General features: G+C 48.3%; 16 protein-coding genes. All 16 read left to right on the forward strand.

All coding sequences use genetic code 11. From position 1 onward, the window contains the following. Positions 1-465 precede the first annotated feature (465 nt). The 16 genes from HMPREF0650_RS00470 to HMPREF0650_RS00545 all read left to right on the forward strand — a co-directional run bounded on the left by HMPREF0650_RS00470 (position 466) and on the right by HMPREF0650_RS00545 (position 15,495). Positions 466-1,155, forward strand: a complete 690-nt coding sequence (locus HMPREF0650_RS00470) for a ParA family protein (RefSeq protein WP_004347456.1) — start codon at positions 466-468, stop codon at positions 1,153-1,155. Beyond that, positions 1,152-1,559: a hypothetical protein gene (locus HMPREF0650_RS00475; RefSeq protein WP_004347457.1), complete on the forward strand. Its 408-nt coding sequence runs from the start codon at positions 1,152-1,154 to the stop codon at positions 1,557-1,559. The genes HMPREF0650_RS00470 and HMPREF0650_RS00475 overlap by 4 nt, the downstream gene beginning before the upstream one ends. Then, the gene (locus HMPREF0650_RS00480; RefSeq protein WP_004347459.1) at positions 1,552-2,154 is read left to right on the forward strand and encodes a hypothetical protein; all 603 of its coding nucleotides are present in this window, start codon (positions 1,552-1,554) and stop codon (positions 2,152-2,154) included. The genes HMPREF0650_RS00475 and HMPREF0650_RS00480 overlap by 8 nt, the downstream gene beginning before the upstream one ends. Before the next feature lie 12 nt (positions 2,155-2,166). Further along, a complete protein-coding gene (locus HMPREF0650_RS00485; RefSeq protein ID WP_040561909.1) occupies positions 2,167-2,547 on the forward strand; it encodes a hypothetical protein in 381 nt (126 codons plus the stop codon). Between the two features lie 103 nt (positions 2,548-2,650). Then, positions 2,651-3,013 (forward strand): DUF4134 domain-containing protein, encoded by a 363-nt coding sequence (locus tag HMPREF0650_RS00490; protein WP_004347460.1) that lies wholly within the window; start codon positions 2,651-2,653, stop codon positions 3,011-3,013. Positions 3,014-3,074: 61 nt separating this feature from the next. Then, complete coding sequence (locus HMPREF0650_RS00495) at positions 3,075-3,353, forward strand: DUF4133 domain-containing protein (RefSeq protein WP_004347461.1); 279 nt, start codon at positions 3,075-3,077, stop codon at positions 3,351-3,353. A 5-nt stretch (positions 3,354-3,358) separates the two neighbouring features. Next, positions 3,359-6,238 (forward strand): TraG family conjugative transposon ATPase, encoded by a 2,880-nt coding sequence (locus HMPREF0650_RS00500; RefSeq protein WP_004347462.1) that lies wholly within the window; start codon positions 3,359-3,361, stop codon positions 6,236-6,238. Then, complete coding sequence (locus HMPREF0650_RS00505) at positions 6,226-6,954, forward strand: hypothetical protein (RefSeq protein ID WP_040561910.1); 729 nt, start codon at positions 6,226-6,228, stop codon at positions 6,952-6,954. Before HMPREF0650_RS00500 ends, HMPREF0650_RS00505 begins: the two co-directional genes overlap by 13 nt. A gap of 13 nt (positions 6,955-6,967) precedes the next feature. Beyond that, positions 6,968-7,663 carry a hypothetical protein gene (locus HMPREF0650_RS00510; protein WP_004347464.1) on the forward strand — a complete coding sequence of 232 codons (696 nt, stop codon included), beginning with the start codon at positions 6,968-6,970 and terminating at the stop codon, positions 7,661-7,663. Beyond that, a complete protein-coding gene (locus tag HMPREF0650_RS00515) occupies positions 7,660-8,340 on the forward strand; it encodes a DUF5045 domain-containing protein (RefSeq protein WP_040561912.1) in 681 nt (226 codons plus the stop codon). Before HMPREF0650_RS00510 ends, HMPREF0650_RS00515 begins: the two co-directional genes overlap by 4 nt. 4 nt (positions 8,341-8,344) lie before the next feature. Further along, complete coding sequence (locus HMPREF0650_RS00520; protein WP_004347468.1) at positions 8,345-9,703, forward strand: TraJ family protein; 1,359 nt, start codon at positions 8,345-8,347, stop codon at positions 9,701-9,703. Between the two features lie 17 nt (positions 9,704-9,720). Then, positions 9,721-10,317, forward strand: coding sequence for a conjugative transposon protein TraK (gene traK / locus HMPREF0650_RS00525; protein ID WP_040561914.1), 597 nt, complete (start codon positions 9,721-9,723; stop codon positions 10,315-10,317). 4 nt (positions 10,318-10,321) lie between these two features. Beyond that, entirely contained in the window at positions 10,322-10,798 is a 477-nt protein-coding gene (locus HMPREF0650_RS00530) for a hypothetical protein (RefSeq protein WP_004347472.1), read from the forward strand. A 4-nt stretch (positions 10,799-10,802) separates the two neighbouring features. Further along, on the forward strand, positions 10,803-12,191 hold the full coding sequence (locus HMPREF0650_RS00535) for a conjugative transposon protein TraM (protein ID WP_004347474.1): 1,389 nt from the start codon (positions 10,803-10,805) through the stop codon (positions 12,189-12,191). Positions 12,192-12,221: 30 nt separating this feature from the next. Beyond that, positions 12,222-13,157 (forward strand): conjugative transposon protein TraN, encoded by a 936-nt coding sequence (gene traN, locus HMPREF0650_RS00540; protein ID WP_004347476.1) that lies wholly within the window; start codon positions 12,222-12,224, stop codon positions 13,155-13,157. A gap of 4 nt (positions 13,158-13,161) precedes the next feature. After that, positions 13,162-15,495 carry a type IV secretory system conjugative DNA transfer family protein gene (locus tag HMPREF0650_RS00545; RefSeq protein ID WP_004347478.1) on the forward strand — a complete coding sequence of 778 codons (2,334 nt, stop codon included), beginning with the start codon at positions 13,162-13,164 and terminating at the stop codon, positions 15,493-15,495.

Below are 15,495 nucleotides of genomic sequence, written 5' to 3' on the forward strand. Positions count from 1 at the left end.
AAGGACGTTCAAGGGCTTAGTTGCGGATTTGAGGTAAACTACAAGAAGAATGTTTTTGTTATTATCCCATGATATCGTTTACAATTAGAATCATAGCAGAGCATTACCGGATATTTTCATCTCCTGTAGTTAAACTACGTTAAAGAAAAAGGATTGCAACCTATAATCCATATTCCCAATAAGTTGTGCGTACTATCACTACCTTACTATAAATATTATTATGGCTTGAAACCATCACCAGAATATCGGCATTATCGTGCTTGCTGACGAGTTAATAGCCTCTTGCAAATTTCATTTCCATTTTTTATCTTTGCCAATGATTTCACGATTTAGCATCTTCCTCATTTACCTAATTCGCAAGATACTTATTTCTCGAAATAATGCTACTGGGGCCCAACTCCATTTGATAACCGGCCTTCCAAAAAGGAGTTTGTTATTATCACACAACTAATAACAACTTCGACAATGAGAGACAACATCATGATCACCTTTGCCAATCAGAAGGGCGGTGTCGGTAAGACTACGCTCTGCACTATGTTTGCCGATTACCTGGCGGCAAAGGGAGAAAGCTTACTTGTTGTGGATTTTGACCGACAGCAGACCATTTACTCCAAACGAAAGGAGGATGTAGAGAAATATAGAGGGGTACGTTTGCCTTATACCGTACAGCCTTTCGACATCAAAGACACCAATAGCGTCAGGGAGTTTCTTACCAGTCTGCGCGAGGGTTACAAAGGCATCGTGCTGATGGACACACCCGGCAACCTGTCGCAACAGGGACTGGTGCCTATCTTTGCCCTCAGTCATTACATCGTATGCCCCTATCAGTTCGAGGCAACTTCCATCAATTCCACCGCTACTTTCATCGGCTTCATCGCCAAGCTCCAACGTATGCTGCCCATCATGAAGTGCCAGTTCGTCTTCGTGGTTAATAAATGGGACAAACGGTATGGCAAGAAAGCGGAACTGGAGTTGTGGGATAAAACAGAGGAAAAGCTACGCCACTTCGGACTGGTTACGCCACGCATAGAAGTCAAGGCGGACATGCAACGATACAACACTATCGAACTGATGGGACCACAAAAGGACATCGTATCACCTACCTTCGACTTTATGTATCAACAGATATTCAAACCTAAAGAGCAGACAAAATGAAAGTAGACATTCCCCATTCGCAGACGCCGCCTACCAACGACCTGCTCAACCTGCCCGATATAGACGGGGTGTTTAATGAGGTGAAAGGACCATCTGTTCCACAACCCTCGCAAACTGCACCCCAAACAGTGCAGCCCAACATCCACAAGTCTGATGACAGTTGGCAGCTTTTCCAGCAGTATGCACAACAATACGGCTACCGTGTCAAGAAGTACGACCGCAAGAACTACGAGATAGACAACGAGGTGGTGGAGCTGCTGAAGCTCTGCAATATCAACAACATGTCGGTTACCGACATCATCAATGCCGCCCTTCGTGCCTTTATCGGCACCAACAGTGGCTACCTCAAAGAGTTTCTACGCAGTAACGATTATATTGTCAATAACCTTCAAAGTCATGTATAGGCAAAATATTATCTGGACCGTATCTATGGTGGATTTCCTTATCAACCACCACAAGGAGATGAACAATACCGCTTTAGCTGGACATTTGGATATTTCTCTGAGCTGCCTACGGCGGAAGTTGCATGAGTTGGGCTTGCGTAAACGTCCTGTCACCAAGGCGATGGCGGCGGCTGACACGGTCAGGCGGTTATATAACAATCACTCTCATAGTGAGATAGCACTGCTTACAGGTATATCTACTAGGTCGGTTTCACGAATCGTTAAGAAGTACCACCTTGAAAGAACGGCAGACGAAACCCGACAGATACGGTCGCGCAGCAGGAAGAGCATCATCAAACGGGAGAAGGCCCGCGTGTTGTTCGGACTACCACAAAAAACAAACATCAAGGTGGTGGGCAACAAGAAACGTGTAGTCTTGAAGAGCATCCTGAAATCGTATGGCTATCTGACCATTCCTGGCCATAACACCTTATATTATAATGAACAGCTGAAGCGCAGACCGATCCGTGAGAGCAATGGGCAGAAGCTGGGATTGCAGTTTCAGCCAATGAGTGTCTATCTTGCCATGTCGGTTCAATGCCCATCGTTCACATAATGCCTTTTGCGTATGAGTTTTCAAATATTCCTTGGTTTTATTGTGGCTTGCTACCTCTGCTATTACTTGGGTACGGTGGCCTACGACCTGCTGGCAAACAGAAAGCGTGCTACCAGCGAAGACGATAAGGTACAGGAGGAAGCCATTGACATCTCCGATGAAGTAAGGGAATTTACGCCTATCCTTATCACTCGCCCCATCATCAAGAAACAGAAGACAGCTGCCCTGAAACGAAAGCAGACAGCAGAGCTCTTGATGAGCGGCGGTATTGAAGTAAACAACCTGCTGGTCAAGGTGGAAGACCTGTCGAAAGACGGTGAGAACAGCGAACTGGGCAGCTTGCTTGCCAAATGGAAGGAGTTTGATCCCGAAAGAGGGGACATTTCTTCATAAAACATACCAACCTTTTATCTTTAATATTTCTGACCTAGCACTTTAACTTGTTTGACTTTCGGCTTTAACATGGAATTGAAGTTCAAATTTAATCCATTCGATTATGTCGCAATTGAGAAAACAAGCAGTAAAATGCGTGGGACGTGCTTGGAGTTTTGCGAAGTGTCAGTCTTTGAAATTAGCAGTAAGCGTGGGAATGTTCGCCATGAGTACTGGAACAATGCTGGCCAACAGCAAGGGTGCTGGCGGATTTTCCAAAGCTACCACGGAGATCTCTTCGTACCAAACCCCTGTTTCCAACCTGATGAAGGCCATCGCAGCCGTCATCGTGTTAGTAGGAGCGTTCAATGTGTATTTCAAGATGCAGAACGGCGACCAGGACGTGAAAAAGACTATCATGCTCACCATCGGTGGCTGTGTGGCTTTCATCGCCATGTCGGAAGCTCTTCCGCTCTTCTTCAAGTAATCAATCGGTGGGAGCCGGACCTGCAACCAAGCGTCTGGCTCCTACCAAATTTCAAAGTTTTATGGAAGATTTCTTTCCTATATACAAAGGCATACAGAAACCGTTGGAGTTCATGGGCATCAGAGGGCGTTTCCTAACCTTTGCCGCCATTGCCATTGGTATATCCTTTCTCGGTTTCATCCTTTTTTCCATCATCCTGGGCAAGCTGGCTGGCTTTATTGCCATGATTGTTCTAGCCTTTGTCGGACTGGTCACCATCTACATACGGCAGCGAAATGGGCTTCACGCCAAGCATCGGAATAAGGGTATTTACATCTATCATGGGATTTTCAAACACTAACGGTTATGGCACAGCAAAGAAAACCTTTCGATAAACTTTTCTCCCAGTTGCAGGACATCAGGGATAAGGACGGGAAACTGCTCAATACGGTGCTCTGGTCCCAGAAGGGGAATCCGTCCGTACTCTTCGAGATTGAGAATCCCGTGCAGCAATATTGTACCGATGCTGACCTATATTGTCTCTTCCAGGACGTACTGGCCAACATTATAAAGACACTCGGTGAGGGGTATGCCCTACAAAAACAAGACATCTTCTGCAAGCAGGAGTATCACCATGAGCCGGAGGGAGAACAGGAGTTCCTGACAGAAAGTTACTTCAACTACTTCGAGGGACGGGAATATACCGACATACGCACCTTCCTCATCGTTACGCAGGAGTGTGCGCACAATGCCTTTGTGAAATACGACGCCAAACGATGGGAGGACTTCCACGTCAAAGTAACCAAGGTAGCTGACATTCTGCAAGAGAAAGGTATCGCCCACCGCAAGCTGAGCAAGTCGGAGATAGACGAGTATCTTCACCGCTTTATGGCATTCCAGTTCAAGCAGGGTCCATTCTCCATGACCAACTTCAAGTGTTCTGACGAGAACCTGAAGATAGGCGACCGGACGGTAAAGTCTTTTCCCTTGGTGGATATAGATGAAATCAATATGCCCAACTTCGTGAGGCCGTTCCTTTCGGTCAACATCAACGGCACCTACATTGCCACTGACCTCTTCTCTTTCCTAACGGAGATACCTTATACTGACTGCGTCATCTACAATCAAGTCATACAAATACCTGCCCAGCGCAGACTTATGCGCAAGCTGCAAAGCAAAGCGAAGCGCCACGGCTCCATGCCCGATCCGTCGAACCGCATCGCCAAAGAAGATATAGAACGCCTGTTGGACACACTGGCTGTGGATAGCAAGCTGATGGTTTATACCAATTTCAATATCCTCGTCAGTTGTCCGCATGACAAGATAACGCCGGTTACATCGTACATCGAGACGAAACTCTACGACTGTGCCATCATGCCCTCTCGCTCGGCATATAACCAGCTGGAGCTCTTCACGTGCAGCTTTCCTGGCAATGGCTATGCCTTCAATCCTGATTACGACCTTTTTCTTACGCTGTCGGACGCGGCACTCTGCCTATGCTTTAAGGAGCATCTGAAACATTCTGAGGAGACGCCGCTCAAAACCTACTATACAGACAGGCAGGGACTTCCTGTGGCGATAGACATTACCGGCAAGGAGGGAGTACACAAGTACACTGACAATGCTAATTTCTTCTGTATCGGACCCAGTGGCAGCGGTAAGAGCTTCCACATGAATAGTGTGGTGCGCCAGCTTCTGGAGCAGAATACGGATGTGGTGATGGTAGATACTGGAGATAGCTACGAGGGTATATGCAGCTACTTCGGTGGCACCTATATCACGTACTCCAAAGATCATCCCATCTCCATGAATCCGTTTAAGATTACCAAGACGGAATACCGACAGAACTTCGGAGAGAAGAAGAACTTTCTCAAATCGCTTATTTTCCTCATCTACAAGGGAAGCGAGAGGCCTTCAAAGATTGAAGATGCCATCATCAATCAGGTCATCGTGGAGTATTATGACGCTTTTTTCCACCCCTTCCGTGGTTTTTCCGCAGAAGAAAAAGATAGGTTGCGACACCGACTCTTGCTGGAGGATAAAAAAAACGGTGAGTATGAGAAGTATGGTGAGAAGGTGGAGCATAGCTACTATCAAGATTTTGAGGGATATCAGGGAAACACTTCTGCAAGTGTAAATTCAGAAAGCAGAGATACCATCTTTTCTGAAGCCGAGGTTGCGCATCACATCAAGGCAAAGCGCCAGGTGGAAAAGCTGCATGCTCTGGTCAATGACCAGGCTGCGACGGAGGGTGAGAAGGTGGCTGCCAACCGTCAACTCATGCGCCTCATGGCTGAGGTTATCGAAGGCAGCTACCTTATGCGCATCGAACAGAAAATCGAGAAGATGGAGCAGCGTAGACGTAAGATGACGGTCTGGAAGCTGTCCTTCAACACTTTCTATGAATATGCGCTGGAACGTATTCCACAGCTGATGACCGAAAAGAAGATAGCCTTCGACATTGACAACTTTGCTGCCATTCTCGAACAGTTCTACCGTGGTGGCGAGCTGGAGTGCACGCTGAACAACGATCTGGAACAGTCACTCTTCGATGAACGGTTTATTGTCTTTGAGATTGACAAAATCAAAGATGACCCTGTGCTGTTCCCTATCGTGGTGCTCATCATCATGGATGTGTTTCTCCAGAAGATGCGTATCAAGAAAGGCCGAAAAGCTCTCATCATCGAAGAGGCATGGAAAGCTATCGCCTCGCCTACGATGGCAGAATATATCAAGTATCTCTACAAGACGGTGCGTAAGTTCCACGGCATCGCTGGAGTTGTGACACAGGAACTGAACGACGTGATTGATTCTCCCATTGTCAAGGAGGCTATCATCAACAACAGCGACGTGAAAATTCTGCTTGACCAGGCCAAATTCAAGGATCGGTACGATGACATTGCGGCTATCCTCGGACTGACAGCGGTTCAACGACAGCAGATCTTCACCATCAACAGTCTTAACAACCACGAGGGCCGGAATTACTTCAAGGAGGTATGGATATGCCGTGGACAGGTATCGGATGTGTATGGTGTGGAAGAACCGCCTGAATGTTACTGGGCCTACACCACGGAACGGGCGGAAAAGGAGGCCCTCAAGATTTACACGAAGCATTATGGTGGTAACATCCAACGTGCCATCACAGAGATAGAGAAAGACCGCAGAAAGGCAGGAATAAGCAAATATCTCGATTTCGCGCGGCATGTCAACGAACATCAAAACATTATGAGCTTATGGAAAAGTTAAGGTTAATTTTCGTTCTGGCGATGCTCCTTGCCTCGCTGAACATTCGGGCTGGATGGCGAGTGGTGATAGACAAGAAAACCACGGCCGCCGTTATGTCCAATGCTGCTTCGCAGAAACTCATAGAGGACAGGCACAACGGGCGTCTGGATTCCATCAATACCAAGCAAGAGAAGCTGATGAAGTATACCGCTACGATGGCAAGCATCAAGGAACTTTACCAACTCTCCATGCAGAACATCACTGGTTTTGGGGAAGAAAGCAGATACTACGGTGAAATCGTCTCGCTCACTGCCAGCATCTTCAAGGATGTGCCCATCGTGCTGAAACAGCTCGGCAAGTCACCGGGCAAGAACTATGTGGTATGCCTCAATGAGATGACCAATCTCGTGTCCGAGACGCAAGGATTGGTACACGACTTTGTGGATATTGTAAACAACGGCAAGGTACGCAATCCTTTGGACACGGCCAAAGATGATGGCAAGGACGACGGATATAACCTGCTCAACCGCTATGAGCGGCTGACGATGGCCAACAAGATTTACAGTCGTCTGCTTGAAATCCACTATAAGCTGGAGGTTATGGTGATGATGTGCCAGTTCGGTAACAACTGGGGGGATGTACTCATGGCCATTGACGTGGAGTCGTGGGCTGCCTATATCACGGCTCAAAACTCCGTTGACGGATTGATTGATAATTGGAACGGCTTGGATGTCTAAAGAAGTTTGGCTTATGAAAAAGGCATGGAATATAAAAAGATATGGGCTGTTGTTATGGTGCTTCATGGTAGCAGCTCCCATCTTTGCCGATGTTATACCGACGCCGAGGGATCCGCTAACCATTGAAGCCCTTATCAGTCTGCATAAACTCATCAAGGGTGAAGAGGACAAGGCCTTGGCAAAGGTGGCAACGAGTTTTGGTGAACAGAGCATCATCACAAAGGGTGCTACCAAGTTCAATGATGTCAGAACGACCTTGGACAGTAAATTGAATAATGGCTATTCCTACGTCATCTTAGCCAGCGCATTGGGTTCGACAGTCAACAGCATGTATCGCTTGATACAGGAGTACTCCCAGTTTACACGCTCCACTTTTCAATATACCTCCAAGAAGCCGATGGTGGCATGGTACTATACAGAAGCGAATATGGCTTGTGCAAGAGAAATCAAAAACATCAAAGCCCTTTATGCATCGCTTGCCGCCAGCGGTGTCAATGTAATGAAGGCCTCGATGGACGAGAAGCTTCACCTTATCATGGAGTTGAAGACTTCCATAGAAAACATGAGAGGTATCATCGACGGTGCCAACGTCTGGTGTAGCATCATTACCGTCGGCGGGGTCAGATACGATTATATTTGGGACATCCTCAACAGTGAGGTGACGGACAAAATAGCAGAAGGAGTAATTAACAAATGGAACAGTATATGAGAAAATTTCTATTCATCATGACAGGGTTACTTTATCTTTCCCTGTCCACATTTGCTCAGCATCCGACCTACGATGACCAGAAGGAAAAGCAGTGGAAGTCAATGGAGAACGGACCATGGGACTTTGCTCCAGCATGGTATTATTACTTATTACACAAGAAATATAGCGGCGGTGAGGCTTACTGGCAATGGAGATTTCTCAAATCTGGCTGGAGAGTTAGGTTTAAGGAAAGTAAGTCCAGCGTGAAACGCATCATGCCCACTCGTATCACCGCCGAAGAGACGCAACGACAGAAGATGAAGGAAACCGAGCAGGAACGTGCGAAGATAGAAGAACTCTACAAAGAGGAAGTGGCGCGTGCCGCTGACAGGAATGTCGATTTGGTTTATTCCTCCTTCAAAGCCGACTTCGAACGCATGCAGAAATCTATTTCCGACGGACTGCTCTTCTGTATGCAGAGGAGCAGCGGCAAACTGAAATTTCAGGTCGATGAGCTGACCCGGCAGAACGAGATGATTTGCCAGGATATAGCCTATATCCATCGGACGGGTGTGGGATATGAACTTGAAAACGCCAAACGGCAGAAAGCCTACCAACAATATAAGAAACAGATGGAGGAAATTGTCAGTCGCGTGGCGCATCTTGTAGGCATGGCGCAAAACTATTACAAACGATAAAATTATGGTTACAGATATTTTGATGAATATTGCAAGTCAGCTACTCACCATGGGACTGCCCTCTATCGACCAAAGCCTTGAGAAGCTGCTGGTGGCGATGGAGACTTTTCCGAAGTCGGCGGTGCTGGGCAACACCGTGGGTTACGCCCGTGTCATAGGCTTGTGCCTCGCCCTTTGTGTGGGTTCCTACGAGTGCTGGATGATGATGCTTGGGCGTAGGGCGATGGACGTAATGAAACTTCTCCGCATCGTGGGACTGTCCATCTGCATCACTTACAGTTCTTGGATCTGTCAGGAACTGGCCCGACCGGGTAAAGCGTTGGAGGCGACCACCAAACAGATGGCGAGCAGCAAGAACAAGGAAGTGGCTGCGCTGGAACTCAAAGTAGCACAGAAGCAGTCGGACTATCTCAAACGACTCCGCCAGGTGCAGGACAGTATTGAAACGGCGAAGCAGGTACAGACCATCGGGGAGGATGCCCATTGGTGGGATAAGCTCATCTACAACATGGAAAATCTGGGCACGACCATCAACAATTATGCGCAGCGAGCCACCGTAGCCGCTGAGACAAAGGTGTCGGAATGGATAAACGACGTGATACGTTTCATCGGTGAACTGATATTCCAGATGTCGTATTATGGCATCTTGGTAGCCCAGCGTATTTTCATGGCTATACTGGCCACATTTGCCCCCATCATGTTCGCCCTCTCGATAGTACCGCCATGGAGCAGTGCATGGTCGCAATGGATCAGCAAATATCTGTCCTTGTCGCTATGGGGATTTGTCACCTATATGTGCCTGTACTATATCGACTTCATCCTGATGTATAACCTCGGAGAGGACCTCAATGCCTATGGCAGGCTTCTGCAGGGACAGGTGAACTCTTGGGGACAGATAGGCGCTTTGGGCATTCAGGGCATCGGCTCCAACTGCATGTATGCTATGGGTATGCTGGTGGGTGCCTATATCATCCGTTTCGTCCCTGAAGTGGCATCATGGCTAATTCCAGGGGGTGTGAGTTCAAGTGCCGGCAGTGCAGCCGGAGGTGTCGTAGCAGGAGCCGTGGGCGGAGTTGTGGGCAGTGCCGCTTCTACTGGAGTGGGTATCGCTTCAGTGGCTACACCAATGGCGGGTGCGGCAGTCTCTGGTGCGGCGCATCTTGGCGCAGCTGGTATGGCTGGAGCCGTGAGCGGCGCAAGTGGCTATTCCGATGGCGGAGTGGCTACTATGGCTGGAGTCATGGGAGGCGCTGCCTCAGGTGTGGCGAAAGAGGCCAAACACATGTTCAAAGAAAGCTCTGCTGGCAAGGCGGCATCGAAGATGGGCAACTCCATGAGAGATTCTTACAACAGAGGAAAATAAACTAAAAACGACAGGATATGTTAATACAAAGTTTGGAACAGAAAACAAGGCTCGCACTGACAACTGTACTGCTGACCATCATCGGCAGTGCGGTGGTCTGTGCCTGCTGCATCTTCTACTGTGCCAAGTTGGTAACGGAAGAGCGTAATCAGATTTATGTCCTCGATGGCGACATTCCTTTCCTCGCTGAAAGGAGTAAGCAAGAGGCGAATTTTGTCATGGAGGCAAAAGCACACATCCAGCTCTTCCATCAGTATTTCTTCAACCTGCCGCCCGACGACGACTATATCAAATGGACGTTGTCCAAAGCCATGTATATGGCGGACGGTACGGCTCTGAAACAGAAACAGGCGATGGAGGAAAACGGTTTTTACTCGGACATTGTCTCTTCTTCGGCCGTGTGCATGATCATCTGTGACTCCATCAAGCTGGACGAACACACTCGGAAATTCAAATACTACGGTACGCAGATTATTAAACGTCGTTCACGCGACATGAAACGCTCTCTTATTACGGTGGGCGGCATTGAGAATGTACCCCGGACAAGGAACAATCCGCACGGTCTGCTGATTACCAACTGGAGAACATTGGAGAACAAAGACTTAGACTACTAAGGGTATGAGGAAGAAAATGAAACGTGCGAAAGAAGCCAAAGGCAGATGGGAACAGGAAACCAAGGGGAAGCTGGAGTCCTTTGTAAGGAAGCTCTCTTTGCAATGGAAGATACGGGAACGGATAGATGCTGCCAACGCATGGGCTGTGAAACACCCGAAGCGTACGGCGGCCATGACCATCGGTGCGCTGGTCTGTTCGCTCTGCTTGGGGATAGTCGTGTCACTCTATACCCCGCAACCCAGCAAGGATATTGTGGGGGAGATAGAGAATGTGCAGCCTATGTTCGCCGGACTGCAGAGCATACAGAACGGCAAGAACGTACAGGTTCGAGAGGTCGGACAACTGGCTCTGCGAGGACAGCAGCTGAAATGGGAACTGGATTCCTTGGTGCGTATTCCTATCAAGACGCATCAGGATTCCACGCTTATCATCTATAAATATAGGCAGCTCGAAATGATAGTGACAAACTTAAAACATTAATGATATGAAAGAACTGATTAAGAAATTCTTGCTTAAAGCTGGACTGACAAAGGAGGATGCTCCGTCAAACGCTGCACGGACGGAGGCTAATGCAGAAGCGCAGGGCGAAAATAAGGAAGAGTCCGACGAAAGGGAAAAGACTATTCCGAAAGAACCTCCAGTGGTGAAGCCCTTATCACAGGGCAAGAGTTGGTGGCGCATCGATTTCAAGCAGCCCAAGTATATCTTTCCATTGGCCATCCTCCTGCCCATCTTGTTCTTAGGCTATGAGCTGATTGGTGTGTTCGGAGGGCAGGGCGATGCCCAGAAGGGTGTTGCCACCGACAGTATCAACGCTTCGCTGCCCACAGCAGCCAATGATGAAATGGGGGACAAGATGGCGGAGATGAACAAACGTTATAACGAGGAAGATGCGGCATCGGCAGTGAACGGCATCGGTGAGGACCAGCCACAGCAGGACTCGCTCAGCAACAGTTATCAAGAGCATGAGCTGGACGATATAGACCGGCAGAATGCCATCAATGCGCAGCGGCAGAAGGACATGGAAGCCTTGCAACAACGACTGGAACAGTCTCGGAAGCACATCAATGCCTATGAGGGTGGAAGTTACGGCGGTGCATCCAGATACGGTTCGGGCAGCAGCTACGGCCGTAGCTCCCGACAAGCTGAGATGGATGACTATGCAAGGGAGGTGGAAGCGATTCAGAAGAGAAGCCTTGCCCGGCAAAAATCCTTGGAGAGGAGCATGGGCATCGGCGATGAGGATGAAAGTGGCAAAGAATCAAAAGTGTCACAACCCTTCAATGCACCTAATCGTAAGCCCAAAGAGAAACCTGCCATTGTCAAGAAGGTGATGGAGGGTAATGCGGATAAGTTCAACACTGTCAGTGCCGAGTCTACGGCGGAGGTTCCGTTGATCCGTGCCATGATAGACAAGACGACCAAAGCACACGAGGGTACGCGCCTCCGGTTCAAACTCCTCGATGATGTGACGCTCAAAGGGACAAAACTGAAGAAGGGTACCTATCTCTATGGTACGGTGACGGGATTCGGTCAGCAGCGTGTCATGGCTTCCATCACCAGCATCTTGGTTAAAGATAAGTTCATCAAGGTGGGACTATCCGTCTATGACAATGACGGCATGGAGGGCTTTTATGTGCCGGAATCGGCCTTCCGTGACTTGATGAAGGATGCCAAGGCGAACGCCTTGCAGAGCAATATCAACTTCGACGGTGGGTATGGCGGCGGACTGAGTTCTGAGGCAGTGGCTCTGCAGGCTCTACAGAACATGTACCAGTCAGCAACCTCTGCCGTGTCTGCCAATATCAGAAAGAACAAGGCACGGATCAAGTACAACACCATCGTCTATCTGGTCAATACCAATGCTGAGTAGCATTCAACAATTCATCAAACATTAGAAAATATGAAGCAGTTTTTAGTTATCTTGGTTGCCCTCATGGGATTGTGTGGCAGCCTTCAGGCACAGAAAATGTATAAGAACATTGAGGCAGACTCGGTTTCGGTGAGATATATCCGCAACGCAAGGCTCACGGACAGCTACATCTTTGACGAGAACAGACGCAAGGATGTGGTGTTTGTCAACGAAGAGGTGACAACGCATCTGCTGATGCCAGAGAATATCAAGCTCGTGGACATTTCGACGAACAAGATTGTAGGTAACCAGTGTACGGACAATATCGTGCGTATTAAACCCTCCAGGAGAATGTACGACAATGAGTTGGTAGGTACAGTTACCGTTATCGGTGAGCGACATATCGTACAACTCAACGTGGTTTATACTGCCGGACCAGCGAAAGCCAACTCCATCTATCGCATCAAGACCAGGGATATGGGCAGATATGAGAATCCCGACGTGACGATGCCACGTAAAGAAATGGCAGCCTACGCCTGGGCTATCTTTGCCAGTAAACCGCAAAAGCATATCCGTTCCCATGAGTATGGCATTAGGGCAAGAGTGAACAATATCTTCAGCATCGGTGATTATTTCTTCATCGATTATTCACTCTACAATGCCACCAAAATCAAGTATGACATCAGTGAGGTACGCATCAAACTCACGGACAAGAAGGAGCTGAAGGCCACCAATTCGCAGACAATTGAGCTGACTCCAGTCTATTCCCTGAACAGTGCCAAGAGCTTCAAGAAGGCATATCGTAACGTGCTGGTACTCGACAAGCTGACCTTTCCTGAAGAAAAGGTGCTGAAACTGGAGATTTCGGAGGAACAGATTTCTGGTCGTGTCGTCACACTCAACATTGACTATAAGGATATTCTTCATGCCGACGGCATTGGTGAACAGATAATGGCGTTCCTCCCGGTTCTTAATTCTCAAAAGTAGCATCATGGCAGTAGAAGAGACAAGGGAACAACAACAGATGTACAACACGTTCAGGAGTTGCATCTACCTTTTCTTGATTGTAGAGCTAATCATGAATCTCCCCATCACGGCGGACAACCGTGTGACGGGATTTATCCTGGAACTCATCACACGCTTCAAGGTTTTCAACAATGTAGCATCGTGTAAGCTCATCGAACTGATATGTATTGGTGTGACCTGCATCGGTACACGTCCACAGAAGGCGTTGAAGTTCAACGTCAAGACAATGGTGCTTTACCCTATCGGCATCGGCATTACGTTCATCGCGCTCTGCATGATGCTTCATAAAGGCGTCTGGGGCGGAGTTTCATTTGGCTTCCCTACCAATCGCGTGCTCTACGCCATGACTTCCATTATCGGTACGATGCTTCTGCATCAGGGGTTAGATGGTATCTCTCGCTACTACAATTACAAATTGGGTGAAGACCGTTTCAACTTTGAGAATGAGTCGTTCCAGCAGTCGGAGGACCTGAATGAGAATCCTTATTCTGTCAATATCCCGATGATCTACTATTTCAAGGGACGCATGCACAAGGGATGGATCAACATCATCAATCCGTTCCGTGGAACCATTGTACTGGGTACGCCCGGTTCTGGTAAGTCGTTTGGCATCATCGACCCATTTATCCGTCAGCATGCGGCCAAAGGCTTTGCCATGATGGTGTATGACTATAAGTTTCCAACATTGGGAAAGACGCTATTCTATCAGTACTGCAAAAACAAGAGACTTGGCAGGCTGCCGGAAAACTGTGGTTTCCACATCGTGAACTTTACCGATGTGGAGTATTCCAACCGTATCAACCCTATACAACGGAAGTATATCCCTGACTTGGCAGCAGCGGCAGAGACAGCTGCAACGTTGCTTGAATCGCTTAACAAGGGGGGCGACAAGAAAGGCGGCTCGGAGGCGTTTTTTCAGAACTCGGCCATCAATTTCCTTTCGGCTATCATCTATTTCTTCGTCAACTTCCATCCAACGGGGTTCAAGGACGGCAAGAAACTCACTCGTTACATCAAATACAAGGGGAAGAAACTAAGGCTGATGACAAAGAATTGGCATGACTACCGAGCTGTCGATAAGAACGGTAACATGATTCTTGACTTTGTGGATGAGCTGAGCCACGATGTGTCGGTGGATGAGGATGGCATGTTCGTGGATCTGAATGATTTCACTTATATCAGCCGTAACGGACAGAAAGTGCATATCGCTTCGTCCTGGTATGAGGATGAGCAGGGGCAGGTAGTGGAGCCTGACACCATTACAGGAGAATATTCGGATATGCCACATGTACTATCCTTCTTAGGTAAGCAGTACAGTGACGTATTTGACATCCTGATGCAGGATCAGAAAATACTCTCGCTCATGGCTCCGTTCCAGTCGGCTTATACCAACAAAGCGATGGACCAACTCGAAGGTATGGTGGGTACGCTCCGTGTCAATGCAGCTCGCTTGGTTTCACCGGAAGCCTACTGGATATTTACGGGGGATGACTTCGACCTGAAGATTTCAGACCCTGCCAGCCCTTCCTATCTCGTGATTGCCAACGACCCGGAGAAAGAGCAGATTGTGGGGGCACTGAATGCGTTGGTGCTCAACCGTCTCGTGACCCGTGTGAACAGCAGAGGGAATATCCCTGTTTCCATCATCGTGGATGAGTTGCCAACCTTGTACTTTCATAAGATTGACCGACTGATCGGTACGGCGCGAAGCAATAAGGTGGCGGTGACACTGGGTTTTCAGGAACTGCCACAGCTGGAGGCGGACTATGGCAAGAACGGTATGCAGAAGATTATCACCACTTGCGGTAATATCTTTATGGGTGCCGCCCGTAACAAGGAGACACTGGAATGGGCACAGAACGACGTGTTCGGCAAGGCGAAGCAGACGTCCAAGTCTATTACTATCAATGACCAGAAGGTTTCCACATCTATCTCGGAGCGGTTGGACTTCCTAGTCCCTGCTGCCAAGATAGCGGACATGGCGACTGGTTGGCTCGCTGGTCAGTCAGCTCGTGACTTTACTCCGACGGAAGGCAGCATGATGCAGGGCTTCGACATTGAGAAGTCGGAGGAGTTCAAGACCTCGAAGTATTTCTGTAAGACCCACTTTGATATGGAACAAATCAAACAGGAGGAAAGTCTGTATGCCGACCTGCCAAAGATTTATCAGTTTGCCTCCAACCGTGAGAAGGAAATCATGCTGGGGCGTAACTTCAAGCGTGTCAATGACGAGGTGGATGCGATGATTACTGAGCTTTTGGGTAAGGACAGGAAAAATAAACAGGAAACTAATCAGTAG

Source organism: Hoylesella buccalis ATCC 35310 (assembly GCF_000177075.1).
In the GTDB taxonomy this organism is placed as follows: Bacteria; Bacteroidota; Bacteroidia; order Bacteroidales; family Bacteroidaceae; genus Prevotella; species Prevotella buccalis.

Coding starts and splice junctions, on each gene's coding strand:
- HMPREF0650_RS00510 (WP_004347464.1), top strand. CDS start 6,968: ATGAAAAAGGCATGGAATATAAAAAGATATGGGCTGTTGTTATGGTGC.
- traK (WP_040561914.1), top strand. CDS start 9,721: ATGTTAATACAAAGTTTGGAACAGAAAACAAGGCTCGCACTGACAACT.
- HMPREF0650_RS00485 (WP_040561909.1), top strand. CDS start 2,167: ATGAGTTTTCAAATATTCCTTGGTTTTATTGTGGCTTGCTACCTCTGC.
- HMPREF0650_RS00495 (WP_004347461.1), top strand. CDS start 3,075: ATGGAAGATTTCTTTCCTATATACAAAGGCATACAGAAACCGTTGGAG.
- HMPREF0650_RS00470 (WP_004347456.1), top strand. CDS start 466: ATGAGAGACAACATCATGATCACCTTTGCCAATCAGAAGGGCGGTGTC.
- HMPREF0650_RS00480 (WP_004347459.1), top strand. CDS start 1,552: ATGTATAGGCAAAATATTATCTGGACCGTATCTATGGTGGATTTCCTT.
- HMPREF0650_RS00535 (WP_004347474.1), top strand. CDS start 10,803: ATGAAAGAACTGATTAAGAAATTCTTGCTTAAAGCTGGACTGACAAAG.
- HMPREF0650_RS00475 (WP_004347457.1), top strand. CDS start 1,152: ATGAAAGTAGACATTCCCCATTCGCAGACGCCGCCTACCAACGACCTG.
- HMPREF0650_RS00500 (WP_004347462.1), top strand. CDS start 3,359: ATGGCACAGCAAAGAAAACCTTTCGATAAACTTTTCTCCCAGTTGCAG.
- HMPREF0650_RS00530 (WP_004347472.1), top strand. CDS start 10,322: ATGAGGAAGAAAATGAAACGTGCGAAAGAAGCCAAAGGCAGATGGGAA.
- HMPREF0650_RS00545 (WP_004347478.1), top strand. CDS start 13,162: ATGGCAGTAGAAGAGACAAGGGAACAACAACAGATGTACAACACGTTC.
- HMPREF0650_RS00490 (WP_004347460.1), top strand. CDS start 2,651: ATGTCGCAATTGAGAAAACAAGCAGTAAAATGCGTGGGACGTGCTTGG.
- traN (WP_004347476.1), top strand. CDS start 12,222: ATGAAGCAGTTTTTAGTTATCTTGGTTGCCCTCATGGGATTGTGTGGC.
- HMPREF0650_RS00515 (WP_040561912.1), top strand. CDS start 7,660: ATGAGAAAATTTCTATTCATCATGACAGGGTTACTTTATCTTTCCCTG.
- HMPREF0650_RS00505 (WP_040561910.1), top strand. CDS start 6,226: ATGGAAAAGTTAAGGTTAATTTTCGTTCTGGCGATGCTCCTTGCCTCG.
- HMPREF0650_RS00520 (WP_004347468.1), top strand. CDS start 8,345: ATGGTTACAGATATTTTGATGAATATTGCAAGTCAGCTACTCACCATG.